This window comes from Ensifer sp. R-19 (assembly GCF_049905105.1).
Lineage (GTDB): Bacteria > Pseudomonadota > Alphaproteobacteria > Rhizobiales > Rhizobiaceae > Ensifer.
This window is the reverse complement of sequence record NZ_CP184570.1, coordinates 1,230,892-1,256,702: the sequence shown is the minus strand read 5'-3', so window position 1 is coordinate 1,256,702 and position 25,811 is coordinate 1,230,892. Positions and strand designations below refer to the sequence as shown.

Genomic DNA, 25,811 nt, shown 5'->3' with positions numbered 1-25,811 from the left:
CATTGCCGACAGATCGCAAGATTGCAGTCGTGCTGAAGGGCTATCCGCGTCTTTCGGAAACCTTCATCGCGCAGGAACTGCTTGGCCTTGAGCGGGCCGGACTAGATCTCGTACTGATCTCGCTTCGCCGTCCGACCGACGGCAAACGTCATCCGGTGCATTACGAGATTCGTGCCGATGTTCACTATCTGCCCGAATATCTGCATGAAGAGCCGCTGCGGGTGCTGCGCGGTCTCGTGCGTTCCCTGCCGAAGCCGGGTTTCTGGCCGGCATTCGGGCTCTTTCTGAAAGACCTGCGCCGCGATTTCAGCCGCAACCGCTTTCGCCGGTTCGGGCAGGCGGTCGTGCTCGCTTCGGAATGGCCGGGCAATCCGCGCTGGCTGCATGCGCATTTCATCCATACGCCTGCTTCGGTGACCGCCTATGCCAGCGTGATCGCCGCTACGCCCTGGACCTGCTCGGCGCATGCCAAGGACATCTGGACGTCGCCGCACTGGGAGCTTTCCGAAAAGCTTGGCCGGGCGCGCTGGACGGTCACCTGCACGCGCATGGGCTACGAACATCTGAAGAGCCTGACGAGCGAAAAGGCGAGGGTGCATCTGAGCTACCACGGCCTTGATCTTGATCGTTTCCCTCGTTTCGAGGGCACGCATTCTGACCGCAATGGTTCCGACCCTTCGGATCCCGTCCGCATCGTCAGCGTCGGCCGCGCCGTCGACAAGAAGGGCTACGACGTCTTGCTGAAGGCACTCTCGCTGTTGCCGGCGGACCTTCATTGGCGGTTCGAGCATATCGGTGCCGGTGAACTGACCAGCACGCTCAAGAGGCTTGCGGCCGAGCTTGGCGTTTCCGACAGGGTTGCCTGGAAGGGTGCGCTCGACCAGACCGACGTGCTGGCGCATTACCGGACGAGCGATATCTTCGCGCTTGCCTGCCGGATCACCGCCGACGGCGATCGCGACGGGTTGCCCAACGTGCTTGTCGAAGCGTCGAGCCAACGGCTGCCGTGTGTCTCGACGGCGATTTCCGGCGTTCCGGAACTTCTCATCGATGGTGAGAACGGCAGGGTCGTCCCGTCGGAAGACCCGCAGGCGCTTGCACGGGCCCTGGAGCAACTCATCCGAGATCCCGCGCTCCGTCACGGCCTGGGCGGTGCGGCGGAGCGGAAGGTCCGCGCGCAATTCGATCACCACACCAGTATCGATCAGCTTGCAGGGCTGTTTGCCAGCGAATGGAGAGCCGCGTGATGCGTGCGCGCCGTGTCTTTTTCTACGTGCAGCATCTCCTCGGCATCGGCCATCTGGCGCGGGCGAGCCGGATCGCGAGCGCCCTTGCCGCCAGGGGCTTCGAGGTGACCGTCGTGACCGGCGGCAGCCCGGTTCCGGGATTCCCGGGGAGTGACGTAAAGCATGTGGCCCTTCCGCCGGTGCTCGCGGGCGACAAGGGCTTTTCCGGCCTTGCCGACAGCGAGGGAAATCCGGTGAGCGACGCCTTCAAGGATCGGCGCCGGGAGCTGTTGATCGAGGCGTACCTTGAATGCGATCCCGATATCGTCATCTTCGAAGCCTTCCCTTTCGGCCGCCGCCAGATGCGTTTCGAGCTGATGCCCTTGCTCGAGGTGATCGAAAGGCAGACCCCAAGACCCCTCGTTGCCGCTTCGCTTAGGGACATCCTGCAGGAGCGGACGAAACCCGGCCGCGCCGAGGAGACACTCGACGTCGTCAGGGCGTATTTCGACCTCGTGCTCGTGCATGGGGACCCTGCCTTCGCGCGGCTCGAAGAGACCTATCCCTATGCGGCCGAGATCGAGGACAAGGTCGCCTATACGGGCCTCGTGGCGGGGCCGACACCGGACGCTCCGACGGAAACGTTCGACGTACTCGTTTCGGCCGGTGGCGGTGCGGTGGGCAAGGAACTGATCGGCGCGGCGTTGCAGGCGGCGAGCTTGCTGCCGCGCGAGCTGCAATGGTGCCTGGTCACGGGGCCGAACCTGCCGCAGCAGGACTATGACGCCTTGCAAGCTGCCGCGCCCGGCAACGTGCAGCTCTTCCGCTTCCGCAAGGATTTCGCGAGCCTGCTTTCGGGCGTGCGGCTTTCGGTTTCTCAGGCCGGCTACAACACGGTCTGCGACATCATCCGCGCCGGTTGCGGATCCCTGCTGATCCCTTTCGTCGCCGGCGGCGAAACCGAGCAGTCGACCCGAGCGGAACGGCTCGAAAAGCTCGGCCTTGCCGGCGTTCTGCCGGAGGCGGAGGTGACGCCCGAGAGGCTGGCGCGCGATGTCGAAGCGATGCTGGGGCGACCGAAGCCGAACATTCCGCCGCTGGATCTTGACGGCGCGATGAAGACCGCCGAAATCCTGGAAGGCCGCACGGCTCTTTGATCGGTCTCCGCGCGGGCGGCGGCTTCTGTGAACGTGTGGCCGGTTTGCGGTGCTATTCGACAGACAGATAGCTCGCTTCGCTGCGGCGCCCCAGCCGCCCTCAGACCGTGCCGATCAGCATGAAGCGGGTATATTTTTTCGTCGGCAGCGCGCCGGCAAATTCGACCGCCGAAAGCGCCGCCTGTTTCGTGAACTCCTCGACGGAGGCCACGCAATTGATATGCGTGGGCTCGCTGAAATAGTCGTTGGATTGCAAGAGGACGCGCGTGCCAGCGGGAATGCGATCGAGCCACGACCTCAGATCGGCGATGTGTTCGCAGCTCGTGTTGATGACCAGGTCGGCCCCAAGCGTCGTATAGTCGATCGCATACATGTCGGCCGTGACCGCACGGAATTTCTCCGGGAAGGCAAAATTCAGGGTTCGCGCAACCGTTTCCACATCCGGGTCGATGTCGAAGCTGTCGACCGCAGCCACGTTGAAGCGCGCATCCTCCAGCAGCATCGCGCCCAGGATGCCATACCAACCGCCGAGGATCGCAATCCTGGCGTAGGATGAACCAGCAACACTCAAAAGCGTGTCGCGCGCCCAGAGCTTGCAGGCAATCTGCTTGTGATTGAAGGCGTTGGCGATGTGGGCTTCGGGATGTTTGGCGATTACCTTCGCGACGCCTTCGATGAGGGGGCTCTGCGTATAGGCGGCGATACCGCGTGCCAAATCAAAGGCATGCTCGTACCAATCGCTGGTTTGGGAAGTCGGGTGGCTGGTGTGTTTCATGCTCTCGTTGTAAGCTGGGCGCCGGGCGAGTGCAATAACGGCGTGTGCTTCGGAGAGTGACGTTCTCTGTGGTTGCTTTCGCGGCAGTGGAGTCGAAACCACGTCCATTGCAGATTTCCCTCGCACCTGCATAATCGACAGAACCGGATTCGGCGCCGGACGGAATATGCAGGCATCCACTTCGCGATCGAGCGCCGACAGGCACCCATCCGGAGGCTTCGCCGAGGAATGATGCGTGGTGAGGCAAACGGCAGCCCGCCACGCCAGCAGCTATCGTGTTCAATAAGGTCCTATTGCCAGACACATGGAACCACGCCTTTCCCGCTACATCTGGGCCCACACGCGCAAGGATCAGCTTTGGATTCTGGTGATCGTCGCGCTGTCGATGATCCCCTATTTCCTGTCCTTCGACCTGCCGAAGCAGATCGTCAATGGACCGATCCAGGGTGACGGCTTCGACAGTCCGGAGGCGACGCAGGCCTTCCTGCCGATTTCGTTCGACTTGCCGTATTTCGGAACGATCAATGTCTTTGACGGTTTCCATCTCGGCCGAGAAGGCATGCTGCTCGCGCTCAGCCTGGTTTTCCTGCTGCTGGTGGTCATCAACGGCCTCTTCAAGTTCTACATCAACACTTTCAAGGGCCGGCTTGGCGAGCGCCTGCTGCGGCGCATCCGCTTCGAACTCGTCGATCGTGTCCTCCGCTTTCCGCCAAGCCACTTCAAAAGAGTGAAGCCGGCCGAAATCGCAACGATGATCAAGGATGAGGTCGAGCCGCTCGGCGGCTTTACCGGTGACGCCTTCGTCTCGCCGGCGCTGCTCGGCGGCCAGGCGCTGACGGCGCTGGTGTTCATCCTGCTGCAGAGCTTCTGGCTCGGTCTGATCGCGACGCTGATCGTCGCCGTGCAGGCGGTCATCATCCCGCGCATGCGCAAGCGGCTGCTGGTGCTTGGGCGTGAACGGCAGCTGACGGCGCGCGAACTCTCCGGTCGTGTCAGCGAAATCGTCGACGGCATCGGTGCCATCCGCGGGCACGATACCTCCAACTATGAGCGCGCCGACATCGCGGCGCGGCTCGGCCGGATCTTCAAGATCCGCTACGACCTCTACCAGTGGAAGTTCCTCGTCAAGTTCATCAACAATTTCCTGGCGCAGGTCACGCCTTTCCTGTTCTACGCGATCGGCGGCTATTTCGCGCTTCAAGGTCGCCTCGATATCGGTCAGCTCGTTGCCGTCATAGGCGCCTATAAGGACCTGCCAGGTCCGCTGAAGGAACTGATCGATTGGGATCAGGCTCGCCAGGACGTTCAGGTCAAGTACGCGCAGGTCGTCGAGCAATTCAGCGTCGATCCGTTGCTCGATCCGAAGGTTCAGGCCGTTGCGGCGGGGACCATCGAATCGTTGAGTGGTCCGCTGGCGGCGGTGAACCTGACGGTGATCGACGACGGCGGCTCGACCGTGCTCGACCACGTGTCGCTTCAGGTGCAGCCTGGCGAGAAGGTGGCGCTGACAGGCGGTGGCGAGGTGCTGGCGGAGGCCTTCGGCCGGCTGGTCTGGCCGGCGAGCGGCAAGGTGGTCATCGGCGGCCAGGACATTCTGGAGATCCCGGAATCGGTTACCGGACGTCGGATCGCCTACGCTTCGTCCGATGTCTACGTGTTCCAAGGCAGCCTCGGCGACAACATCCTCTACGGCCTCAAGCACGCTCCGCTGACGGAAGTAAACTACGAAGGGGAGGGCGCTACGCACCGCAAGTGGGAAGTGACCGAGGCGCGCCTGGCCGGCAATCCGCATCTGGATGTCAACAGCGACTGGCTCGACTACGGTTCGGCCGGGGCGAGCGGTCCGGATGATCTGCTCGTGCAGATCCGCCCGGTTCTCGACGCCGTGCTGCTGACCAATGACGTGATGGCGCTGGCCGTCCGCTCGACGATCGACGCGAACCGCCATGCGGCGTTCGCAGCCGGCATCGTCGAAATGCGCAGCGCGCTCAGGCAACGTCTTGAAAAGGAAAAGCTCAGCGATCTCGTCGTGTTCTTCGAACCGGGAACCTACAACATCGAGGCGACGATCGGCGAAAACATGCTGTTTGGCACGATCACCGATCAGGCGATGTGGGCGAACGCGCTTGAGAACCACCCGTTCTTCAAGACAATCCTGCAACGGGTCGGGCTGCGTGACACATTCTACGCGATGGGGATCGAGATCGCCGAGAACGTCGTCGAACTGTTCCGCGACTTGCCGCCGGATCACCCGTTCTTCCAGCAGCTGACCTTCATGACCGCCGAGGAAATACCTGTCTACGAGGCCATCCTGCAGAAGGTGCGCAGTCGCGGCAAGGCCGAGGTTTCTGAAGACGATCAGATCAAGATCATCCGGCTGTGCTTCGATTACATCGAGCCGCGGCACCGCTTCGGTTTGCTGACGGAAGAGGTCATGGCGAAGGTTGTTGCCACGCGCCGTGAGTTCGATGAGGGTTTGCCGGCCGACCTCGCTGGAATGATCGAGCATTATCGTCCGAACCGTTACATTGCCTCAGGCAGCATCATCGACAACGTGCTCTTCGGGCGTATTGGCCACAAGCATGCCGATGGGTCGGAAAAGATCCGGGCGATTGTCCGCGATCTCTTCGAAGCCGGCGGCCTCTATAACGAAGTGCTGGCTTTCGGTTTCGACTACAATGTCGGCGCGGGCGGCAAACGTCTGACGGCAGCACAGCGACAGAAGCTCGATCTTGCGCGCGCGCTTATCCGCGCCTGCGATTTCTATATCTTCAACCAGCCGCTGCTTGCGCTCGATCAACGCGTCCAGGAGCAGGTCGTGCGCAACGTCTTCTCGATGCTTGACCGGGCCGGGCGCGATCCAGCGATCGTCTGGGTTCTTGCCAATCCCTCGTTGATGGACCTCTTCGACCGTGTCGCAAAGTTCGAGAATGGGCGCCTGATTCATGACACCGGTGCCGATGCCGCAGTGGATGACGGACGCGACTACAAGGAAATGGCATCTTGATGTAATATTAATGTCAGGGCACGAGCATATGGTCCCGCCGCGATGCGGGAGGCAGACTGCTCCCGACGGGAAATCGGAGACACGGATTGTGATGTTGCTCAAGGATGAAGTTGAAATGCTGCGCCGGATAACCCTGTTTTCAGGATTGCCGCCGGCAAAGTTGAAGCTTCTTGCCTTCACGTCCGACAGGGTGATGTACGGTGCCGGCGACGCGCTGTTCTATCAGGGCGACATCGGCGATGCGGCCTATGTCATTCTCTCCGGCAAGGCGGAGGTACTGATCAACACCGCCGGCGGGCCCTTCAAGATTGCCGAGTTTGAGCAAAATTCGATCGTCGGCGAAATCGCCATCCTCTGTAATACGCCTCGTACGGCGACCGTGCGGACCACCACACCGCTCGAAGCCTTGCGTATTCGCAAGGAGGATTTCCTCAAGCTGCTGGCCGACTTTCCCGAGATGGCGGTGGAAATCATGCGTGTCCTGGCTGACCGCCTGGCCCAGACCACGGCCGAACTCAGCGAAGCCCGTAACCAGGTCGAGCGGGTTGACGCCTGACGCACCTCGCAACCTAAGCTGTACCATGTGGAGACATTCCCTCGGGGCATGTGAGCCTTTCGCAAAAGGGATTCCGCTTGGCGGGTTTATCGGCTAGACAGGCGACATGCGTTCGATCACCTATTTCCGCAAAACCGTTCAGTTTCCCGAAAAGCCGGAGAAGAAGCGTTTCTTCGCGCGGCTGCAGAATGGCGATTGGGAGCCTTGTACGTTTCAGAACATCGAGCGCCTTGTCGATCGCAAGACGACCTTCATCGACATCGGCGGATGGATCGGAGTGACGCCCTATTGGGCCGCGCAGATCGCAGACAACGTCATCACCGTCGAGCCCGACCCCGTTTGCTTCGGCATCCTCAAGGAGATGCAGCCCGAAAACAGCGGTGAGGTGCGCGTGATCAACGCCGCACTTTCCGAGGACGAGGTGCTGGTGTTGCACTCTGTCGGCGGCGGTTTCGGCAGCTCGGAAACCTCCGCGCTGATTGCCGACGACAACGGCGAGGCGATCCGGGCGCAGACGGTTACGATCGCCGAGCTTCAGACCATGGCCCGGACCGAGCGGCTCTGCTTCAAGATCGACATCGAGGGATATGAGTATCGTGCCCTGGATCAGTTCCGGGCTATCGATCCGCAACGCACAGCCGGCGTCCTGCTTGCGGTGCACCCGCAAATCCTCTTTGCCTCGCTGAGCGGTCCTTCAGTGGTCCGCGCCATTCGCACGATTACAGCCACGATGCGCCTGATCCGCAGCCTGCGCGGCTTCAGCCTCGACAATCCCTCGGCGATCTGGGCGGCGCTGCGCAAATCGATCGCCCGCCGGGAGTTTCGGGGCTTCGACCTTTTGTTCGTTTCCAGGCAGCGCGACCGCTAGGCGGTTGCGAGAACGGCACCCACCGCTTGAAGCAGATGGCTGTCTCTTCGCGCAGACGCGCTCGGCGATAGGCGTTCAGGTCACGTCCTGCGGGATCATTCTCGAGCGAGACAGGCTCCCGCCGACAACAGGCGCGGAGCCGGCATGGTTAACCATTCTTTAGAGAATGTTAATTCTTCGTTTAAAGACGTAATTTTCAGTGCTATAAATTTCTTGGCCGCTATTGCTTACCGCGCCGCGCGTCATATGAGACGCGCAAAGGTTGTTGTAGTACTTTGATTTGCTGCATGCCTTTGTCCTCAGATTGAGGTCGATCCAAGGGTTCATGCAGGAAGCTTGATATTGTATCGTGAGGGCGACCGCATGTCATGGATGTATTTTGCGTCTGCCGCCTATTGCCTGACCGCCTTGTTTCTCCTGGCGATGACTTTTCTTGAAGGTTTGCAGGCGCGTGCGCCTTGGAGCATGTATCGCTTTGCTGGGCTGCTCATCTGCATTTTTTGGCCGGTCCTGTTTCTCTATCTGATGTTTAAAATGATATCGAAAACAAGAATTTCGGAGCGATAAGGTTAGACTTCCCTGCCACTATGTCGGGTTTTGCGCCCGAACCGTGGCATTTACCATACAACCAGAAAATGCCGGAGATTTAACCCATGAGTACCTCATGCGGATTATGCTTCAGCGGTGATCGACCGGTGTGAAAGTATTTGAACATGTGCGGTTTCGGTGGCTATTTCGGCTCAATTCCAGACGCAAAGCACCTCCTCGAGAGAATGGTTTCCGCGATTGCCCATCGCGGGCCGGACGAGAACGGCGTCTTCGTCGACAAGGAGGCCGGGCTTGGTCATGCGCGCCTGTCGATCGTCGGTCTCGGCGACGGCCAGCAGCCGATGTCGGACGAGAGCGGTGAATTGACGATCGCCTTCAACGGCGAGATCTTCAATTATGTCGAATTGCGCGATGAGCTGCGTGCCAAGGGCCGGCGCTTCCGCACCTCGAGCGACACCGAAGTGATCCTCCATCTTTACGATGTCATGGGGGAGGAATGCCTGTCCCGTCTCAATGGCGACTTTTCCTTCGCCATCTGGGATCGCCGCCGCCAGCGGGTGATGCTGGCGCGCGACCGGATGGGCGTACGCCCGCTGTTCTACATGAACCATGGCGGCACCCTCTACTTCGCATCCGAGATCAAGGCCCTGCTTCAGGTGCCGGGCGTTTCTGCCGAACTCGATCCCATCGCGCTCGATCAGATCTTCACGCTCTGGGCGCCGATCGCGCCGCGCACCGGTTTTCGCGACATTCATGAGCTTGAGCCGGCGCATCTCATGATTGCAGAAAAGGGCAAGGTCGCGATCCGCCCCTACTGGCAACTCGACTATCCCGACCGCGGGGCGTCGCCGCTGTTCACGGACGACCGTGCCGCTGCCGAAGAACTGCGCGCGCTGCTCACGGATGCCACCCGGATCCGGATGCGCGCCGATGTTCCCGTCGGCTCCTACCTTTCGGGCGGGCTCGACTCCTCCATTGTCGCGGCGATGGCGACCGGCATGGCGCCGCAGGGGCTGAGGACCTTCTCCGTCACCTTCGATAGCGTGGAGCATGACGAGAGCGCCTTCCAGATGGAAATGGCGACAGCGCTCGGCACGCATCACAGCGCCGTTGCCTGCCGGGCGGGCGACATTGCGCGGTCTTTTCCGGAGGTGATCCGCTTTGCGGAGCGACCGATCATCCGAACGGCGCCGGCACCGCTCTATCAGCTTTCGGGTCTCGTCCGGGAGCAGGGGCTGAAGGTGGTTCTGACGGGCGAAGGCGCCGACGAGGTCTTTGCCGGCTACGATATCTTCAAGGAGGCGCGGGTCCGTCGGTTCTGCGGCCGCCAGCCCGGGTCGCGCATGCGCCCGCACCTCTTTCGCAAGCTCTATCCCTACATCCCGGGCCTGCAGCAGCAATCGGCGGAGTATCTCGCCGCGTTCTTCGGCGCCGGCGACGTGCCGCTCGACGATCCGCTCTTCTCGCACCGGCCACGCTTCAAGAGCACGGCGGCGACCAAGATCTTCTTCTCGGGCGATCTGCGTACGCGGTTGAGCAACTACGATGCGGCAGAGGATCTGGCGAGCCGGCTTCCGGCAGCCTTCGGACGCTGGCACCCCTTGCACCAGGCGCAATACCTCGAAAGCCGCTTCCTGCTGCCGGGCTATATCCTGTCGAGCCAGGGCGATCGCATGGCCATGGCCCACGGGATCGAAGGACGCTTCCCGTTCCTCGATCATCGCCTCGTCGAATTTGCGACCCGTCTGCCGCCCGAAATGAAGCTGAAGGGGCTGGTGGAGAAGCATATCCTGCGCGAAGCGACGAAGGATCTGTTGCCCCCGTCCATCGGCCAGAGAACCAAGCAGCCCTATCGCGCGCCGGACAGCCATTCCTTCACCGGGGTGGGCGAACTCGATTACGTTCGCGATGTCATGAGCGAGGCGCGCGTCAGCGACAGCGGGCTTTTCAATGCCAAAGCCGTGACGAAGCTCTACGAAAAATGCCAGTCGCAGCCGGTCACCGGCTTCCGCGACAATGCGGCTTTCGTCGGAGTCCTGTCGACACAGCTCTGGCTGCAAATCTTTACCGGCACCAGCGTCCGCGCGGCGGAAGCAGCCTGAACTATTGAGGAAAGGAAACCACATGACGGAAACGATCAAAGACAAGGTTAGAGCCTTCGTCATCGAAAACTTCCTGTTCGGCGATACGTCCTACGATCTCGCCGATACAGCCTCGCTGATCGAGAATGACATCATCGATTCAACTGGCGTTCTCGAACTGGTGGCCTTCATCGAAGACCAGTTCGGCATTGTCATGGGCGACGCCGACATCGTGCCTGCGAATCTCGATTCGCTTGCGCGCATTTCGGCCTTCATCGAGGCCCGGGTCGGGGCGCCGGCCACGGCATAATCTAGGCGCGAGGGGGCGTCCATGCGGTTCGAGCAATTCCTTATTGGCAATGCCGGCAGGCAAGCGGCGAAAACGGCGCTGGTCACCGACCGCCGTCGCCTTAGCTACGGCGAATTCGACGACCTAACGGGCAGGCTGGCTGCCGCGCTGGCGCGGGCCGGCGTCAAACGCAACGATCGCGTGCTCGTCTTCATGGACAATTGCTGGGAAGCGGCTGTCTCGATCTTCGCGATCCTGAAGGCCGGCGCGACCTTCAGCCCGATCAACGCCTCGACCAAGGCGGACAAGCTCGCCTATATCATCACCGACTGCGAGGCGGCGGCGATCCTGACGCAGGCAAAGCTGATGCCGATCGTGGCGGAGGCCCAGGCGCTGAGCGGCAACTCGGATCTCTTCGTTGCCTCGACGGCTGCGCCAAATGGCCAGACGCCGGCTGACGCGATCTCCTTCGAAACCTGCCTCGCGGAAGTGGCAACGCCCGTGCCGCATCGCGGCATCGATGTCGACCTTGCGATGCTGATCTATACCTCGGGTTCGACCGGTCGGCCGAAGGGCGTGATGATGACCCATCGCAACATCGATGCTGCATCGGATTCGATCACCACCTATTTGCGCAACGAACCGGACGATATCATCCTCAACGTATTGCCGCTTGCCTTCGACTACGGCCTCTACCAGATGCTGATGGCGATCCGCATCGGCGCGACGCTGGTGCTCGAAAAATCCTTCGCGTTCCCGCATGCGATCTTCGAGCGGATCCGGGAGGAGGGCGTTACCGGCTTCCCACTGGTTCCGACGATGGCGGCGATGATCCTGCAGATGCGCGATCTGGAACCCGGCTTCCTGCCGAGCCTGCGTTATCTCTCCAACACCGCCGCTGCCTTGCCGCCGCCGCATATTGCGCGGCTCCGCGAGCTCTTTCCGGGCGCCCGGCTCTATTCGATGTACGGGCTGACGGAATGCAAGCGATGCACCTATCTGCCGCCGGAAGAACTCGACCGCCGGCCGGGTTCGGTCGGCATCGCGATCCCGAACACCGAGGCGTTCGTCGTCGATGACGAAGGCCAACGCGCGCCGCCGGGCGTTCCCGGTGAACTTGTCATTCGCGGTCCCCACGTCATGCAGGGCTACTGGCGCAACGATGCCGCGACCGAGCGCATGCTGCGGCCGGGGACGAACCGATGGGAAAAGGTGCTCTATACGGGCGACCTCTTCCAGGCCGACGAAGAGGGCTTCCTCTATTTCGTCGGCCGCAAGGACGACATCATCAAGACGCGCGGCGAGAAGGTCGCGCCCAAGGAAGTCGAGACCGTGCTGCATGCGCATCCGGGCATCGCCGAGGCCGTGGTGGTCGGCGTCGCCGATCCGGTGCTCGGCCACGCGATTGCGGCGCTGGTGGTGCTGTCCGATCCCAGCCTGACGGACAAGGACATTATTCGCCACTGCGCCCGCCATCTCGAAGATTTCATGGTGCCGAAGATTGTCGAATTCCGCACCGAACTTCCGAAGACGGATACTGGTAAGGTCAGCCGCCGCCTTGCGGCTGAGACGATGGAGCCCGCCCAATGAACATTCTGATGACTGAGGGCGCGCGCCCGTTTTCGGCCGAGACGCTGACGATCGATCATGCGGCCGAGACTGACCGGATCGTCGCCGGGCTGCGTGAGCAGTTGCGGTCGATGAAGAAGCGCGGTCTGGTGCTCGGGCTCTCCGGTGGTATCGACTCGAGCGTTTCGGTCGCGCTGGCCGTGCGCGCCGTCGGCGCCAAGAATGTCTTTTGCCTGTTCATGCCGGAAAACGATTCCGATCCGGAAAGCCTGCGCTTTGGCCGCCTCGTCGCCGAGACCTTCGGCGTCGAGGCAATCATCGAGGATATCGGTCCGACGCTGAAGGCGATGGGCTGCTACGAGCGTCGCGATGCATTCATTCGCGAACTGGTTCCGGACTATGGTGACGGATGGGCCTCGAAGATCGTGATCGCCAATGCGCTCGAAGGCGAAGGCTACAACATTTCCTCGCTCGTGGTTCAAAGCCCTGAAGGCACGCAGTCGAAGCATCGCATGCCGCCTTCGGTCTATCTCGGCATCGTCGCCGCCACCAACATGAAGCAGCGCACGCGCAAGCAGGTGGAGTACTACCACGCCGACCGGCTGAATTTCGCCGTGCTCGGCACGCCGAACCGGCTGGAATACGATCAGGGCTTCTTCGTCAAGAACGGCGACGGGGCGGCCGACGTCAAGCCGATCGCGCATCTCTACAAGTCGCAGGTCTACGCGCTTGCCGCCTATCTTGGCATTCCCGAGGAGATCCGGCGCAGGCCGCCGACGACCGACACCTATTCGCTGGAGCAGACGCAGGAGGAATTCTACTTCTCGCTGCCATACGACCGCATGGATCTCTGCCTCTACGGACTCAACAACGGCATCGATATCGACGCCGTCGCTCAAGCGGCAGGCTTGACGGTCACACAGGTGGAGCGCGTCTGGGCGGATATCGCCGCGAAGCGCAAGGCGACGCGCTACCTGCATCTGGGTCCCCAGCTTGTGCAGCCGGTGGAGGAGATCAAGGGCTGATCCCGTGCCTCGTTGCTCGGCGAGGTGGTTGCGGTGGCTTCAAGGAAACGCCGCAATAACCGAAGCCCTGGTCAGTCGAACTGGCCGGCGATCAGCCGGCACCAGTGCTCTCCGGCAATACCGTTGAAGAAGCCTTGTCCGTCCCGGCAAGCCTGGACGATTGCGGCGTCACGGGAGTGAAGCACCGTCGAGGCGACATGGACGAAGGCAATCCGGCGCCCGAGCATGGCTTCTATAAGCACCGGTTGTGTCCGTCCCCTTAGGCCCGGAAGTCCGCGCTTGGCGGCATGATCGACAAGACAGTCGATGACCGGGCCGGCCTGGCCCGGCAGCGCCAAAACCTGCAGTACCCGCCCGATCTCGCCCGCCTTGGCGTAATAGGCGAAAGCGCCAACGAGCGTGCCGGTGCGCGCCGCGACCAGAGCGTAGACGAGATCTCCCTGTTCGGGCTTTTGCTCCGCATCGCCGAGAATGTAGTCGAGCTGCCCTTCGGCCCATTCGGGGCGCAGCGGAAACTGCGCGATGAAACGATCGACCACGGCGGCAAAGCCGTTGCGATCGGTTTCCTGTGTCGTGAAACCGGCCTGGCCGATGCTGGCGGCAGACACGGCGGACCAACGTTGTTCGCCCGGCGCCATCCGCTTGCGGTAGGCGCTGTCAATGGCCCGCGCGAAAGGTGCGGCAAGTCGCGCCGGCTTGATGCGGTTGGACGCAACACTCAGGCTGAAGGAAGCGGGCTGGATGACGCGCACCCAGTCGAGGCTGTATTGCGGCAGGACGACGCCCCGCAGCCGTGTCCACATCTGCATCGAAACGTCGCTTGCGGTTTCGCTGAAGGAAAGATCCTGTGGGCCGGCCAGAAAGGCCTTGAGGATGCGCGCTCCGGCCAGGGGGTCGCTCTCGCGATCCTCGACCATCAGCGAGCCGCAGATGGCCGCACGCAGCCGGCGGCCATTCAGCACCATGGGCAGGACGTTGACGCCGACAAATCCGGAAATGACGCCCTTGTCGTTCACGTGCACGAGGGGGCGTATCTGCGGATCGCAGCCGGGCGCATCGAGGTAAAGCTGCTGCATGTAATCGGCAAGTGCCGGCGGCGGTGTGCTCTGGTCGTTGCGGAACACCCGCTGGAACATGCCTGCGATTGCCGGGATGTCCGCGCGTTCAAGCGAACGGATTTCGCTCATCTGGGTAAGCTTCCGTCCCGGTCGTCGATTTTCCTGACGATTGCGACGCGCGGCTTGCCGTCGCGATCGGTTGCGAACGTCACAGGCTCATAGGTCTTGATGCGCGACAGAAGGGCGGCCGCCTGTCGATCCTGGCCCTCGCCAAACTCGAACAGCAGCCAGCCGCCCGGCTTCAGAAAGGCAACGGCGTCGCGGATCAGCCGCTGGTGAATGGATATGCCGTAGGGGCCGCCATCAAAGGCTTCGCGCGGCTCGCTTTCAAGCAGGTGCGCCCGGTCTCCCTCCAGACGTCCGGTCGAGATGTAAGGCGGATTGCAGACGATCATATCGACCGCGCCTTCGAGATTATCGCCTTCGAAGGCGGCGAAGAGATCCCCCTGCCGGATGGAGACACGTGCGCCCGTCTCGAGCCGGTCGACGTTGCGGCGCGCCAGCGCAACGGTGCTGTCCGTGAGGTCGGCGCCCCAGACGCGGGCAGAGGGGAAATCGTTGGCGATACCGAGTGCGAGATTTCCAGAGCCGCAGCACATGTCGATGACGGTCGGTGCCGAAGGGCCATCCGCGAGGATCGACACGGCTTTTCTTCCGAGGAGCTCCGTTTCCTCGCGCGGGACGAGAACGTCGGGCGCCAGTTCAAGCTCCACGCCCATGAAACGATGCAGACGGATATGATTGTCGTTGTGCGGCACGGCCACCCCCTCATGTCCTCGGTCGAATTGTTCCTGGATAAATCTGTAGACGCGCAGTGCTGCAGCCTATTGTAATCGGGTAAATGAAGCTCAAATGCAATTGCGGCGCATGTGTTAACCGCGCAATCATCTCTACCTGCTACCTTGCGCAGCGATCAAAGGCGATTGCTCGCTGTCATTGAGTGCGCTTCTGCGCAATGAACGGCTGGTTGGTGTCAAAGGCAGATCGGAATGGCTTCGGAAGGTGTGAAGGAACGCGCGCACAGACCGTTCCTCTCGATGATCATGTCCTATGCTGCATCTGGCGGCAGCCTCGTCATCGGGTCCGCCGCCCAGCTTCTGACGTTTGCTATCCTGGCGCGCTGGCTCGGCGTGCATGAGTTCAGCGTTTTCGTCGCAATTACCGCTGTCGCCAACATCGCCGTGCACCTGTGCGGTCTCGGCGCGATGGAATGCCTGGTGCGCCGCGTGGCGCGCGATCGCAGCATGTACGCGCGCATGCTCGGGCACAATATTCTGCTGACCGCCGTGAGCGGCGTGATCCTGGTTCTGCTCGGCGCTGCCGTCCTGCCATTCTTCTTCACATTGTCACCGGATCCCGCCACCAATGTCGCGGTGATCACGCTGATGCTCATCACCAACATCGTCTTCGTTCGCATCATCGTGCTGGCGGAGCAGATTTTCCTCGCGCATTCGAATTTTGCCTCGGCAAACAAGGTCGTCGTCGGCTTTGCCGTGGCGCGCACCATTGCCGCCGCGCTCGCCTGTATCGCGTTCGGAGTTGCGACGGTCGCCTCCTGGGCGGTGTGGCAGTTCATCTGTCATGTGCTCGTGGCTGTCGGATGCTGGCGTGCCGTCAAGGTGCTGGGGCGTCCGACCTATGGCATCGTCCGTGAAGAGTTGCCGCTGGGGCTCTATTTCAGCATCCCGTTCATCCTGCGGGCCGTCAGGCAGAATGCCGACCTCTTGGTTTTGAGCCTGGTGGCGACTGCCGAGGTCATGTCGAGCTACAGCGTCGCGCGGCGTATGCTGGAGAGCAGCTACCTGTCGGTTGAAGCGCTGAACCGGTTGATCTATCCCGGCTCCGCGAAAGCGACTGCAACCGGGCTGCACCATGCGTTCGAACGTGTGCGCAAGGTGCTGATTGCCGCCACCTCGATCAGTATCGCTGCCGCCGTCGCGGTCTTTGTGCTCGCTCCAGTCTTGCCCTATCTTTTCGGCAAGGATTACGTGTCGCTCGTTTCCTTCGTCCGCATCCTCTGCTGGGTCGTGGTGCCGCTTGCCATGTGGACGGTGGCGATGGAGGCGCTCGGCGCATCTGGGCACCATCCGGCGCGCGCCTCGGTCATGGGCCTCGGCAGCGTGCTCGGCGCAGCGCTTACGGCCTGGGCCACCTGGCATGCGCCGCCGACCGGAACCTTCGTCTCCTTCTATGTCATCGAAATTGCGATGGTCTTGGTGTCCTGGACCGTCTTCTTGCGCTTCGTGCGGAATGATCGGGAGCAGGCCGCTGGCGGCGCGTCTCTGGCAACGAGGATGGCCCATGAAGCTTGAGGCCGAAAACAGCCATGCCGCAAGGCCGCTCGGCCGGGAAACGCCGCGCCTGGGCAACGTACGGGCCATGGAGCCGCGGGATATTCCCATCGTCAGCAGCATGTTTACCCGCATCTTTCGCAAACGCGAAGAGGCGGCGAGCGAAGAGCTTCGACAATATCTCGAGACCACCTTCTTCGGCAGCCCGCTCTATACGCCGGAAAACGGCAGCATCGTCTATGACGACGGGACTGGCGGTATCGGCAGCGCCATACTGGCGCTGCCGATGGAGTTCACGGTCAATGGCCGACATACGGTGGCGAAACTGCTTTGCGCCTTCATGTCCGAAGGCAAGGCCGGCGCAGTCGGCGCGGCCTGCCTTGCCCGCGCCATGCGCGCCGCCAGACAGGACATGTGCTTTTCGGACAATTCGTCGCCGGTCAGTGCGGACCACTGGGTGGCAGGCGGGGGCGTCGTGCTTCCGATACAGAGCCTCGATTGGCGCCGTGCCTTTCGGCCGCTCAAAGCCTGGGCTCTGACGATTGGCCGGCAGGCACCGCTCCTCCGGTCGCGCGTCGTCATGGGGCCGCTTGCTGTTGCCGATCGAATCTTGCGCCGCCATCGCCCCCGGACGAAGCCGGATGCGCGAGCCGGTTGCACGACGCGCGCCATCGATCCCGCGGCCTTTGTCGAATGCGCCGAGCCGATGCTCCTGCGTTTTGCCGTCAGACCCGTCTGGTCCCGCAGTGAATTCGACTGGCTGACGGCCGTCGCCGGTTTGAACAGCACTCTGGGGGAACTCCTGAGCCGGGAGGTCGTGGATGAGGGCGGGCGCGTGATCGGCGCCTATCTCTATTTCGGCAAGGCCGGCGAGACGGCGACGGTGCTCAACATCGTCTGCGAGGCGGGCCGTGAGTTCGACGTCACCGCGCAAATGTTCCATTCGCTTGATGCGGAGGGCTATGCGCTTGCCGTCGGCAGCGCGCAGCCTTTCCTGATGAACGCGATCTCTCGCCAGAGATGGCTCTCCTTCCATCATCGCGGCTACTTCTGCATGGTGACCCGGCACGCGGATCTCAAGGATGCCGCGCAACGCAACGACATCTATGTCGGCGGACTGGCGTCGGAGAGCTGGAGCCGGTTGCTGACTGACTTCTGACCCCGCGCGTTAAGCGGCAAGCCCTGCCATTTAACGGAATATTCACCCTACAACCTTAATTCTGCGATAGATGGCGGCTCGCGGGGTCACGATCTTCGCGTCTTGATGGGCGTGCGTGAGGGATGCTTATGTATAGGCCGGACGAGGCCGAGAAACGGAGGCCCAGCCAGCCGGCGCACGATCAGCGTGCACCGGCCGCGAGAGGCTCGTTGCTCGATCTGCTGTCGTCTGACTTGCCGGAAGCGGAGCAGGTGGCCGATAAGCCCGCGAATGCGCGCTTGCAACCCGACGAGCCCTTGGGAGCGTCGCGGCTGCAGCCCAGGGCCGCTGTGGCTACTCCACCGGTGCGTCGCGAAAGTTACTTCCCGGGATTGAACGAACTCGGCAACGTCGGCGTCGATGATATCATCGGCTGGCTGCGGGACGGGCTCCTCTGGATCGTCGTCGCAGTGATGCTCTGCGTGGCCGCCGCGCTTGCCTATGCGATGACGGCGACGCCGCGCTACAATGTCTACACCGACATCGTTGTCGACCCCTCCAATCTCAATGTCGTCAGCGACGACGTTTTCACCTCCAACCCGCAGCGCGACGCGCAGTTGCTGGAAGTCGAAAGCAAGCTTCGCATTCTCACATCGCGCAACGTGCTGTCGCGCGTGATCGACCAGTTGCACCTTGCCGAGGATCCGGAGTTCGTGAAGCCCTCGGCCTTCGGTTCGCTGAAGAGCCTCTTTTCGACGAAGGCGGAGCAGCAGGCAGGAAATGAACTTGCCGCGATGCGAGCGCTATCGGAGCGCGTCGAAGCCCGGCGCGAGGAGCGCTCCTTCGTCGTGGTCATGAAGGTCTGGAGCGAGGAGGCGGCGAAGGCGGTGACACTGTCCAACACGATCGTCGCGGCCTTTGAGCAGGAGCTGTTTCAATCTGCCGCCGAGAGCGCCGGCCGTGTTGCCCAGAACCTCAATGCGCGCCTCGATGAATTGCGCCACAATGTCACCGAGGCTGAACGCGCCGTCGAGGATTTCCGCCGCAAGAATGGTCTGCAGTCGACCAATGACGGCCAGCTCGTCAGCAATCAGCTTTCGAACGAACTGAACACGCAGGTTCTCGACGCCCAGCAGCGCTTCATCCAGGCGGATACGCGCTATCGGCAGATGAACGATGCTATCGCTCAGGGCCGAATCGCGAGCGCCTCGGAGTTCGAATCCGTCAACATGACGAACCTGCGCGAGCAGTACAACGTGCTGCAGCAGCAGATCGCCTCGATGCAGCGCACCTATGGCGAGCGTCACCCGCGTCTCGTCAATGCCCGGTCCGAGCGCACGACGCTGGAAGGCGCTATGACCGACGAAGCGCGCCGCATTCTCGATCGTGCCAAGGCGGACATGGGTCGCGAGCAGCAGGCGTTTGCTGCCCTGCGGGCCAAGGCGAGCGACGAGAAGTCCAACGTGTTTTCCGACAACGAGGCTCAGGTGCAACTTCGGGATCTCGAGAGAGATGCCCGCGCCAAGGCCACCATCTACGAGACCCACCTGGCGCGCGCCCAGCAGATCACCGAGCGCCAGCAGATCGACACGACCAATGTCCGCGTGATCTCGCGCGCGCTGCCGCCGAATGCGCGGAGCTGGCCGCCGCGGACATTGATCCTGCTCGCGGGAGGCGTAATCTTCGGTCTCGCACTTGGTATCGGCCTGGCCCTGACGCTAGGGCTCTGGCGTTTCCTGCGCGGACGCCGGCTCGCAGTGGCCTGAGAAGGGGGACGGCATGACGAGCGCCGTCTATCGCGAGGAGAGCCCGGCGGACCTGCTCCGCGTCCGTATAGGAACCGTGCTCTTCATGGCGACGTTCCTGTTTTTCTGGATAACGACCACGCCCTTTATCGACCTGACCGGGGCGGCGGTGCTGGATCCTTCGGCCGGCAACTCCAATCGGTTGAACCAGATCGTATCGCTTGCACTCTTCACGGCCATGTTGGCCTATGGGCTGGCGCACCCGATGCGGGGCATCATCCTGCAGCCGCGGCCATTGCTGGCCGTGCTCTACATCTGGTTCCTGTTCGTCTCGGCCATATCGGCCTATCCGATGTTCGGCATCAAGGGGACCGTGCTCGCCGTAATGGTGACGATCAATGCCAGCATTTACCTGCTGCTGCCCGCTTCGGAGCGACATTTCGCCAAGATGCTCGGTATCGGCACCCTGTTCATGCTGGCGGTCGCCTATTACGGGATTCTCTTCAAGCCGACCCTGGCGATCCACCAGGCCTCCGAACTGCGCGAACCGATGAACGCCGGCCTTTGGCGTGGTCATTTCCCCCACAAGAACAGCGCTGCGGCGGCCATGGTGATTGCCGCCTTCTTTGGCCTCTTCGTCATGAACGTCTGGTCACGACTGGCTGGGCTGGTTATCGTCGTTTTATCGTTCAACTTCCTGCTCCACACGGGCGGCAAGACTTCGACCGCCATGCTGCCGGCGATCGTGCTGCTTGCCTGGGTTTTCGAGCGGTTCCGCTTCCTGCGCATCCCGATCGTTATCGGCGGGGTCGGTCTGTTCAATCTCTTCGCCGTCGGCTCCGCGGTGTTCAAGCCACTCAGCGACTTCGTCACCGAGCTTGGCATCGATGCGACCTTTACCAATCGCGCCGATATCTGGCGCTTCGCCTTCACGGCGCTCGCCGAACAACCGATCACCGGCTATGGCTTCAAGGCTTTCTGGCAGACGTCGGAACTGGTCAACAGCGGCGGCTCGATCGAGACCTGGGCTGTGGCGGCCGCAAATGGTCACAACTCCTATCTCGATATCGCCCTGACGACGGGTTTTCCCGGATTGTTGCTGACGGTGATCTGGCTTTTGGTTCTGCCTCTCCGCAACATCGCGCGCCTGGCACCGGCCGTGGAGCATTCGCATCTGACCCGGCTTTACATCCGCGTCTGGCTCTACACGATCTTCAACGCCGGCCTCGAAAGCCTGTTTTTCGAGGGCGGCAACCTGCTGTGGTTCACATTCCTCTTTTCCCTTTACGGCCTGCACCTTCAATCGCGCGCGGTTCTTTCGGTGGCCCCGCAGCAGGTAAAATCCGGAGCCGTCTATGCCTGATCTCCTGCAAACCGTCGACGGCCTTGTCGATCGCGTCGCCAACCGGTTGATCTGGCGCTTCGCGGCCAAGCCGCGCGACGTTGTGACCGATGTGCCACTCGTTTCCTTCACCTTCGATGACGTGCCGGATACTGCGCTTCATAACGGTGCCGCGATCCTCGAGCGCCACGGTGCGCGGGGAACGTTCTACATCGCCGGCGGATTGGCTGATCGAGTCGAAGCTGATCGCACTCTGATCTCAGCGGAGGGATGCGCCGATCTCGCCGACCGCGGCCACGAAGTCGGCTGCCATACCTTTTCACATAGCAAGATCAGGCGCCTGGGTGCTGCCGGTCTTGCTCGGGATCTCGACCGCAATACCGATTATCTGAAGCGCAGCGGTGTCGGGGCGGCAGCGACGAATTTCGCCTTTCCCTACAATGCCGCCTGGCCGCTGTCGCGCCGGGAACTGGGTCGGCGCTACCGCACCTGCCGCGCCGCTGGCGAAAGCATCAACCGCACCGCCGTCGACCCGTTGATGCTGAAGGCAGTAGAGATCCGACAGCCGGAAGCGGATGCGCGCGCACTGAGCGGTTGGATCGACGATGTGGTCGCCCGGCCCGGTTGGCTCGTGTTTTTCACCCACGACATCGCCGCGCGTCCGACGCCCTATGGCTGCACGCCGGAAACGTTGGAACACCTCGTCGAATACGCGGTCGCAAAGGGATGCGTGGTCCTGCCCGTCGAGCGGGTGCTCGACAGGCTTGGCTGGTAGGAGAGCGCCATGTCTGGCCAACGAAACGGCAACAACAGGCTGCTCGCCATCAACAACTACTTCTATCGCCGCGGCGGCGCCGAAGCGGTTTTCTTCGACCATATGAAGATGTTCGGCGATATCGGCTGGGACGTGGTGCCCTTCGCCATGGAGCATGAGGACAATAAGCCTTCGCCATGGTCCGACTATTTCGTCTCCGAGATCGAATATGGCCGGCGCACCAATCTGCTGCGCAAGGTCGTGCAGGCGGCGAGCGTGATCTACTCGCGCGAGGCGCAGCGCAATGTCGACCGGCTGATCCGGAGTGCCCGGCCCTCGATCGCCCATGCGCACAATGTCTATCATCATCTGTCGCCGGCGATCTTCTCGACGCTGAAGCAAGCCGGCATCCCTGTCGTCATGACGGCGCACGACCTGAAGCTTGCCTGCCCCTCCTACAAGATGCTGCGTGATGGCGCCGTCTGCGAGGACTGTCGCGGCGGGCACGTCTACAACGTGTTGCGCCACCGCTGCATCAAGGGAGAGGTGACGCTGAGCGCGGTGGTGCTAGCGGAAACGCTGGTCCACCGCGCGCTCGGTCTCTACCGCAACCAGGTGGACCGCATCGTCGTGCCGAGCAAGTTCTATGTCGACAAGTTGGTCGAGTGGGGATGGCCGCGTGAGCGCATGGTCCACATTCCGAACTTCGTCGACGTCGAGGACTATTCCGACCAATGGACAGAGGGCGACTACTTCGTCTTCGCCGGACGTCTGGCGCCGGAGAAGGGGTTGGGGACGTTGGTAAGAGCGGCGGCATCGTCGCGTCAGCGCCTGGTGATCGCCGGAACCGGGCCCGAGGAAGCGATGCTTCGCGAGCTGGTCGAGCAGACCGGGGCCGATGTCACATTCGCCGGTTATCTCTCGGGCCAGGCCCTGCACCGTCTGATTGGGGAAGCACGCGCCCTGGTCCTGCCATCTGAATGGTACGAGAACGCACCGATCAGCGTGCTTGAAGCCTATGCGTTGGGACGACCAGTCATCGGCGCATCGATCGGCGGTATCCCCGAAATGATCCGGGAAGGTGAGACCGGGATGACGGCAAAACCCGGTGATGCTGACGATCTCGCACGGGTACTGACGCGGATGGCGGCGCTCCCTTCCTCCGAACGTGCGGCGATGGGGGCATCGGGCCGGCGTTGGGTCGCCAGTGAATTCTCCGCTGCCGCCTATCGCGACAGAACACTTGACCTCTATGCATCGCTCGGGGCGGGGGAGGGCCGGCGCCGTTAACCGTCGCGCACAATTTGTAGTAATGTGGGCTCGCCGTATGGTTTCTGGTCAGTTATATAAGTGGTCAATGAAATATTTACTTGGTTGATAAGTATTTCGCCGTGAAATCCGGTACGGACAACCTTCGAGGCGACGCATGAGCAGTAACTCTGATGTCTCGCGAAGTCACCGCCAGCAGCCGGTGATTGCACAGGAGATCGCACAATCCGGGCTGTCCGAGGGACGCGCGCAGATGCCCCGGCGCGGCGCGGCTCTGTCTGGAAGGCAGCGGGCTCTGGCCGTCCAGAGTGGAGCTGTTGCCGCCAGAGGCGAGCGCAAGCGCGTGATGATGCTGGGCTTGCGCGGCATTCCGAACGTTCAGGGTGGTGTCGAGAAACACGTCGAAATGCTCGCCAGCAAACTTCTGGGCTACGGCTGGGATGTCGAGGTCGTCGGGCGTCGGCGCTATCTTCAGCAAAGCGACTGCTACGCCTGGAACGGGGTCGAGGTCATCCCTCTCTGGTCGCCGCGCCGCATGGCGCTGGAGGCGCTCGTTCACACCTTCCTCGGCGTATGTCTTGCCGCCTGGCGGCGACCGGACGTATTGCATATCCACGCCATCGGCCCGGCATTGATGACGCCGCTTGCACGCGTTTTCGGACTGAAGGTTGTCGTCACCCATCATGGCTACGACTACGACCGGCAGAAATGGGGCGCCTTTGCCAGGCGCACGCTGAAGCTCGGTGAGTTCTTCGGCATGCGGTTCTCGAATGGGCGTGTGGCGATATCGCAGGATATCGTCCAGACCATGCGCGCGCGCCACCATGTGTCGATGACGCTGGTCCCAAATGGTGTCGCGATTACGCTGCCCTCCGGCAACGCCGGTATCCTGCGTGAATTTGGCCTGGCGCCGCGATGCTACATCCTGCTCGCCGCACGATTGGTTCCGGAGAAGCGGCAGCTCGATCTCATCAGGGCCTTTGCGAAATGTGGGCTGACGGATGTCCGGCTCGTGATCGCCGGTGGCGCGGAGTTCGAGACACCCTATGTCCGGGAGATGAGAACCCTCGCCGCCGAGGTGCCGGGGGTGGTGCTTACCGGCTTCCAGTCCGGCGATAGACTGGCAGAACTCTTCGCCAATGCCGCCCTGTTCGTGCTGCCTTCAAGCCATGAGGGCATGCCGATCGCGCTGCTGGAGGCGATGGCCTACGGCCTGCCCTTGCTGGCAAGCGATATCATTCCCAACCGGGAACTGGACCTTGCGCCCGACGAGTACTTTCCGCTGGGCGATATCGATGCGCTTGCAGCCGGCATCACCGCAAAGCTTGCTGCGCCACTCAGCGATGACGATGTCCGGGAGCGCGCGGCCCACGCGGAAGCTACCTACAGTTGGACAAACGTGGCGCAAAAGACTGCGGCGGTGTATAGCGCATTGCTGGCGAAATAGGCCGACGTTCGCGTCTGCCCGTGTCTTCGCCAATCAAGTACGACAGCGCGCCTTGCACGTTTGGACGGGCAGGCGGGCGCCGTCGTGGTCCGTTCGACGATTGCCGTGCCTTGCACGCCGCCTGGAAGACAAGCTGACAATGAACCTCAAACGCGCCGCCGGCCTTTTCGCATGGCTCCTTTTTGCCGTGATCGCCTATTCGACGATGTCTCCCCTCGAATTGCGTCCGCGCATCGGGCATCTCGTTCATCTCGAGCGGTTCGGCGCTTTCGGCCTGCTGGGGCTGCTGTTCGCGATCGCCTATCCGAAGCACCTCGTGCGTGTCTTGGTTCTCGTGCTTGCCACTGCGATCGGCTTCGAACTTTTGCAGATGATTTCGGCGGATCGCCATGCGCGGGCGGCTGATGTCGCTGTCAAGCTTCTCGGTGGTGTCTGCGGCGTCTTCGGCGGCTGGTTCCTCTTTCGCTATCGGTTGCCATTGCTGCGTTTGCTGGGGCGGTAAACCAAAACGCAAAATATCGCGGGTAAGATCGCCCGCGACTTGGGCGCGGTTGTCGACGCGCTGTTGATATGAGGAGAATGCGTGGCAGTATCCGTCATCATCAAGACGCTGAACGAAGAAAAGCGCATCGCCGCGAACATCGAGAGCGCGCTTGTCGCCCTCAAGACGGTCGGCGGTGAGGTCATCGTTGCCGATAGCGGTTCCTCCGATAGAACCATAGAGATTGCCTCCCGCTATCCGGTCGTCATCGCCCAGATCAGCCCGCCGGCGCTTCCAAGTTGCGGGATCGGTCCGCAGCTCGGTTTCCAGTATTCCCGCCACGAGCACATCTGCCTGCTCGATGGCGACATGCTTCTGGACAGCGATTTCCTTGAGGTTGCCGAGGTGTTCCTGGCCGACAATCCTAAGGTCGGCGGCGTCACCGGTCATGTCCAGGAGATGCTGACTTCCAACCTCGAATTTGCCCGGCGAGTAACGCGCAATGCGCCGGAGAACCGCATCGGCGCGATCGACCGCATGAACGGCGGCGGCCTGTATCGCCGCTCGGCGATCCAGGCGGTCGGTTACCTCTCCGATCGCAATCTCCACGGCTACGAGGAGTTCGACCTCGGTATCCGGCTGCGCAGTGCCGGCTGGAAGCTGCATCGCCTCGACCGCCGCTTCGTCCAGCATTTCGGCCACACGGACAATTCCTACCGGCTGCTCGTCCGCCGCTGGAAGAGTAAGTATCTGTTCGGCATTGGCGAGCTGCTGCGCGCATCGCTTGGCCGGCCCTATTTCCTGCAGCTCATCAGGGAGCTGCCGGAGCTCAAGCTCTGGGCTCTGGTTTATCTCTGGTGGGCGGTTTCGCTCGGCCTGCTGCTTTTCATGCCCAACAGGGCGCTCGCGCTCGGCGTGGTCCTTGCGATCCTCGCCGGCGTCGTCGGGCTCATGAGCCTGCGCAAGGGGGGCATCAGCATGGGGCTCTACACCGTCGTTGCCTGGTTCTTCCATGCGGCGGCCCTGCCGGTCGGCTTCTTCCGGGCGCGCCGGAAGCCTGATGCGCCAATCGAGAGCAAGCTGCTCGGGGCCCCGGCGTGATAGGGCGTCGGCTGTTCGCTGCT

22 protein-coding genes are annotated in these 25,811 nt (G+C 62.1%); 19 read left to right on the top strand and 3 right to left on the bottom strand.

All coding sequences use genetic code 11. The annotated features are described in order from the left end of the window. Positions 1-2: 2 nt before the first annotated feature. Positions 3-1,247 carry a glycosyltransferase gene (locus ACN9MO_RS25095; RefSeq protein ID WP_425987138.1) on the top strand — a complete coding sequence of 415 codons (1,245 nt, stop codon included), beginning with the start codon at positions 3-5 and terminating at the stop codon, positions 1,245-1,247. Continuing rightward, positions 1,247-2,383, top strand: a complete 1,137-nt coding sequence (locus ACN9MO_RS25090; protein WP_113133802.1) for a glycosyltransferase family protein — start codon at positions 1,247-1,249, stop codon at positions 2,381-2,383. Before ACN9MO_RS25095 ends, ACN9MO_RS25090 begins: the two co-directional genes overlap by 1 nt. A gap of 100 nt (positions 2,384-2,483) precedes the next feature. On the opposite strand, the gene ACN9MO_RS25085 is transcribed toward ACN9MO_RS25090, so the two are convergent. Further along, positions 2,484-3,158, bottom strand: coding sequence for a hypothetical protein (locus ACN9MO_RS25085; RefSeq protein WP_057251295.1), 675 nt, complete (start codon positions 3,156-3,158; stop codon positions 2,484-2,486). A gap of 304 nt (positions 3,159-3,462) precedes the next feature. On the opposite strand from ACN9MO_RS25085, the gene ACN9MO_RS25080 reads away from it, so the two are divergent. From ACN9MO_RS25080 to nadE, 8 genes are all read left to right on the top strand, one after another. Beyond that, positions 3,463-6,165, top strand: a complete 2,703-nt coding sequence (locus ACN9MO_RS25080) for an ABC transporter transmembrane domain-containing protein (protein ID WP_057251294.1) — start codon at positions 3,463-3,465, stop codon at positions 6,163-6,165. A 91-nt stretch (positions 6,166-6,256) separates the two neighbouring features. Next, a complete protein-coding gene (locus ACN9MO_RS25075; protein ID WP_057251293.1) occupies positions 6,257-6,721 on the top strand; it encodes a cyclic nucleotide-binding domain-containing protein in 465 nt (154 codons plus the stop codon). 106 nt (positions 6,722-6,827) lie between these two features. Next, positions 6,828-7,589, top strand: coding sequence for an FkbM family methyltransferase (locus ACN9MO_RS25070; protein WP_057251292.1), 762 nt, complete (start codon positions 6,828-6,830; stop codon positions 7,587-7,589). Between the two features lie 342 nt (positions 7,590-7,931). Next, positions 7,932-8,156, top strand: a complete 225-nt coding sequence (locus ACN9MO_RS25065) for a hypothetical protein (protein ID WP_156414643.1) — start codon at positions 7,932-7,934, stop codon at positions 8,154-8,156. Between the two features lie 146 nt (positions 8,157-8,302). After that, entirely contained in the window at positions 8,303-10,240 is a 1,938-nt protein-coding gene (gene asnB / locus ACN9MO_RS25060; RefSeq protein WP_113133801.1) for an asparagine synthase (glutamine-hydrolyzing), read from the top strand. 22 nt (positions 10,241-10,262) lie between these two features. Then, a complete protein-coding gene (locus ACN9MO_RS25055; RefSeq protein ID WP_057251289.1) occupies positions 10,263-10,529 on the top strand; it encodes an acyl carrier protein in 267 nt (88 codons plus the stop codon). Positions 10,530-10,550: 21 nt separating this feature from the next. Beyond that, complete coding sequence (locus ACN9MO_RS25050; RefSeq protein WP_057251288.1) at positions 10,551-12,098, top strand: class I adenylate-forming enzyme family protein; 1,548 nt, start codon at positions 10,551-10,553, stop codon at positions 12,096-12,098. Continuing rightward, positions 12,095-13,102, top strand: a complete 1,008-nt coding sequence (gene nadE, locus ACN9MO_RS25045; RefSeq protein WP_112996862.1) for an NAD(+) synthase — start codon at positions 12,095-12,097, stop codon at positions 13,100-13,102. The genes ACN9MO_RS25050 and nadE overlap by 4 nt, the downstream gene beginning before the upstream one ends. 71 nt (positions 13,103-13,173) lie before the next feature. On the opposite strand, the gene ACN9MO_RS25040 is transcribed toward nadE, so the two are convergent. Both ACN9MO_RS25040 and ACN9MO_RS25035 read right to left on the bottom strand, forming a co-directional pair. Further along, the gene (locus ACN9MO_RS25040; protein WP_425987137.1) at positions 13,174-14,289 is read right to left on the bottom strand and encodes a hypothetical protein; all 1,116 of its coding nucleotides are present in this window, start codon (positions 14,287-14,289) and stop codon (positions 13,174-13,176) included. Continuing rightward, complete coding sequence (locus ACN9MO_RS25035; RefSeq protein WP_113133773.1) at positions 14,286-14,939, bottom strand: HemK/PrmC family methyltransferase; 654 nt, start codon at positions 14,937-14,939, stop codon at positions 14,286-14,288. Before ACN9MO_RS25035 ends, ACN9MO_RS25040 begins: the two co-directional genes overlap by 4 nt. Before the next feature lie 270 nt (positions 14,940-15,209). On the opposite strand from ACN9MO_RS25035, the gene ACN9MO_RS25030 reads away from it, so the two are divergent. The 9 genes from ACN9MO_RS25030 (at position 15,210) to ACN9MO_RS24990 (ending at position 25,788) form a co-directional block, all read left to right on the top strand. Next, positions 15,210-16,532 (top strand): lipopolysaccharide biosynthesis protein, encoded by a 1,323-nt coding sequence (locus ACN9MO_RS25030; protein ID WP_112994696.1) that lies wholly within the window; start codon positions 15,210-15,212, stop codon positions 16,530-16,532. Further along, complete coding sequence (locus tag ACN9MO_RS25025; protein WP_425987136.1) at positions 16,522-17,670, top strand: GNAT family N-acetyltransferase; 1,149 nt, start codon at positions 16,522-16,524, stop codon at positions 17,668-17,670. The genes ACN9MO_RS25030 and ACN9MO_RS25025 overlap by 11 nt, the downstream gene beginning before the upstream one ends. 128 nt (positions 17,671-17,798) lie before the next feature. Continuing rightward, on the top strand, positions 17,799-19,415 hold the full coding sequence (locus ACN9MO_RS25020; protein WP_113133771.1) for a GumC family protein: 1,617 nt from the start codon (positions 17,799-17,801) through the stop codon (positions 19,413-19,415). Positions 19,416-19,428: 13 nt separating this feature from the next. After that, positions 19,429-20,757 (top strand): O-antigen ligase family protein, encoded by a 1,329-nt coding sequence (locus ACN9MO_RS25015; protein ID WP_113133770.1) that lies wholly within the window; start codon positions 19,429-19,431, stop codon positions 20,755-20,757. After that, positions 20,750-21,511, top strand: coding sequence for a polysaccharide deacetylase family protein (locus ACN9MO_RS25010; protein ID WP_057251512.1), 762 nt, complete (start codon positions 20,750-20,752; stop codon positions 21,509-21,511). The genes ACN9MO_RS25015 and ACN9MO_RS25010 overlap by 8 nt, the downstream gene beginning before the upstream one ends. 9 nt (positions 21,512-21,520) lie before the next feature. Next, positions 21,521-22,780, top strand: coding sequence for a glycosyltransferase family 4 protein (locus ACN9MO_RS25005; protein WP_057251513.1), 1,260 nt, complete (start codon positions 21,521-21,523; stop codon positions 22,778-22,780). A 325-nt stretch (positions 22,781-23,105) separates the two neighbouring features. Next, on the top strand, positions 23,106-24,206 hold the full coding sequence (locus ACN9MO_RS25000; RefSeq protein ID WP_425988224.1) for a glycosyltransferase family 4 protein: 1,101 nt from the start codon (positions 23,106-23,108) through the stop codon (positions 24,204-24,206). 139 nt (positions 24,207-24,345) lie between these two features. Then, positions 24,346-24,708 (top strand): VanZ family protein, encoded by a 363-nt coding sequence (locus ACN9MO_RS24995; RefSeq protein WP_057251514.1) that lies wholly within the window; start codon positions 24,346-24,348, stop codon positions 24,706-24,708. Positions 24,709-24,789: 81 nt separating this feature from the next. Continuing rightward, a complete protein-coding gene (locus tag ACN9MO_RS24990) occupies positions 24,790-25,788 on the top strand; it encodes a glycosyltransferase (RefSeq protein WP_057251515.1) in 999 nt (332 codons plus the stop codon). Positions 25,789-25,811 lie beyond the last annotated feature (23 nt).

Excerpts from the sequence above, each read along its gene's own strand:
- ACN9MO_RS25020 (WP_113133771.1), top strand. The coding sequence starts at position 17,799 with ATGTATAGGCCGGACGAGGCCGAGAAACGGAGGCCCAGCCAGCCGGCG.
- ACN9MO_RS25085 (WP_057251295.1), bottom strand. The coding sequence starts at position 3,158 with ATGAAACACACCAGCCACCCGACTTCCCAAACCAGCGATTGGTACGAG.
- ACN9MO_RS25080 (WP_057251294.1), top strand. The coding sequence starts at position 3,463 with ATGGAACCACGCCTTTCCCGCTACATCTGGGCCCACACGCGCAAGGAT.
- ACN9MO_RS25070 (WP_057251292.1), top strand. The coding sequence starts at position 6,828 with ATGCGTTCGATCACCTATTTCCGCAAAACCGTTCAGTTTCCCGAAAAG.
- ACN9MO_RS25030 (WP_112994696.1), top strand. The coding sequence starts at position 15,210 with ATGGCTTCGGAAGGTGTGAAGGAACGCGCGCACAGACCGTTCCTCTCG.
- ACN9MO_RS24995 (WP_057251514.1), top strand. The coding sequence starts at position 24,346 with ATGAACCTCAAACGCGCCGCCGGCCTTTTCGCATGGCTCCTTTTTGCC.
- ACN9MO_RS25035 (WP_113133773.1), bottom strand. The coding sequence starts at position 14,939 with ATGGGCGTGGAGCTTGAACTGGCGCCCGACGTTCTCGTCCCGCGCGAG.
- ACN9MO_RS25015 (WP_113133770.1), top strand. The coding sequence starts at position 19,429 with ATGACGAGCGCCGTCTATCGCGAGGAGAGCCCGGCGGACCTGCTCCGC.
- ACN9MO_RS25075 (WP_057251293.1), top strand. The coding sequence starts at position 6,257 with ATGTTGCTCAAGGATGAAGTTGAAATGCTGCGCCGGATAACCCTGTTT.
- ACN9MO_RS25090 (WP_113133802.1), top strand. The coding sequence starts at position 1,247 with ATGCGTGCGCGCCGTGTCTTTTTCTACGTGCAGCATCTCCTCGGCATC.
- ACN9MO_RS25010 (WP_057251512.1), top strand. The coding sequence starts at position 20,750 with ATGCCTGATCTCCTGCAAACCGTCGACGGCCTTGTCGATCGCGTCGCC.
- ACN9MO_RS25040 (WP_425987137.1), bottom strand. The coding sequence starts at position 14,289 with ATGAGCGAAATCCGTTCGCTTGAACGCGCGGACATCCCGGCAATCGCA.
- ACN9MO_RS25005 (WP_057251513.1), top strand. The coding sequence starts at position 21,521 with ATGTCTGGCCAACGAAACGGCAACAACAGGCTGCTCGCCATCAACAAC.
- nadE (WP_112996862.1), top strand. The coding sequence starts at position 12,095 with ATGAACATTCTGATGACTGAGGGCGCGCGCCCGTTTTCGGCCGAGACG.
- ACN9MO_RS25025 (WP_425987136.1), top strand. The coding sequence starts at position 16,522 with ATGAAGCTTGAGGCCGAAAACAGCCATGCCGCAAGGCCGCTCGGCCGG.
- ACN9MO_RS25000 (WP_425988224.1), top strand. The coding sequence starts at position 23,106 with ATGATGCTGGGCTTGCGCGGCATTCCGAACGTTCAGGGTGGTGTCGAG.
- ACN9MO_RS25055 (WP_057251289.1), top strand. The coding sequence starts at position 10,263 with ATGACGGAAACGATCAAAGACAAGGTTAGAGCCTTCGTCATCGAAAAC.
- ACN9MO_RS25050 (WP_057251288.1), top strand. The coding sequence starts at position 10,551 with ATGCGGTTCGAGCAATTCCTTATTGGCAATGCCGGCAGGCAAGCGGCG.
- asnB (WP_113133801.1), top strand. The coding sequence starts at position 8,303 with ATGTGCGGTTTCGGTGGCTATTTCGGCTCAATTCCAGACGCAAAGCAC.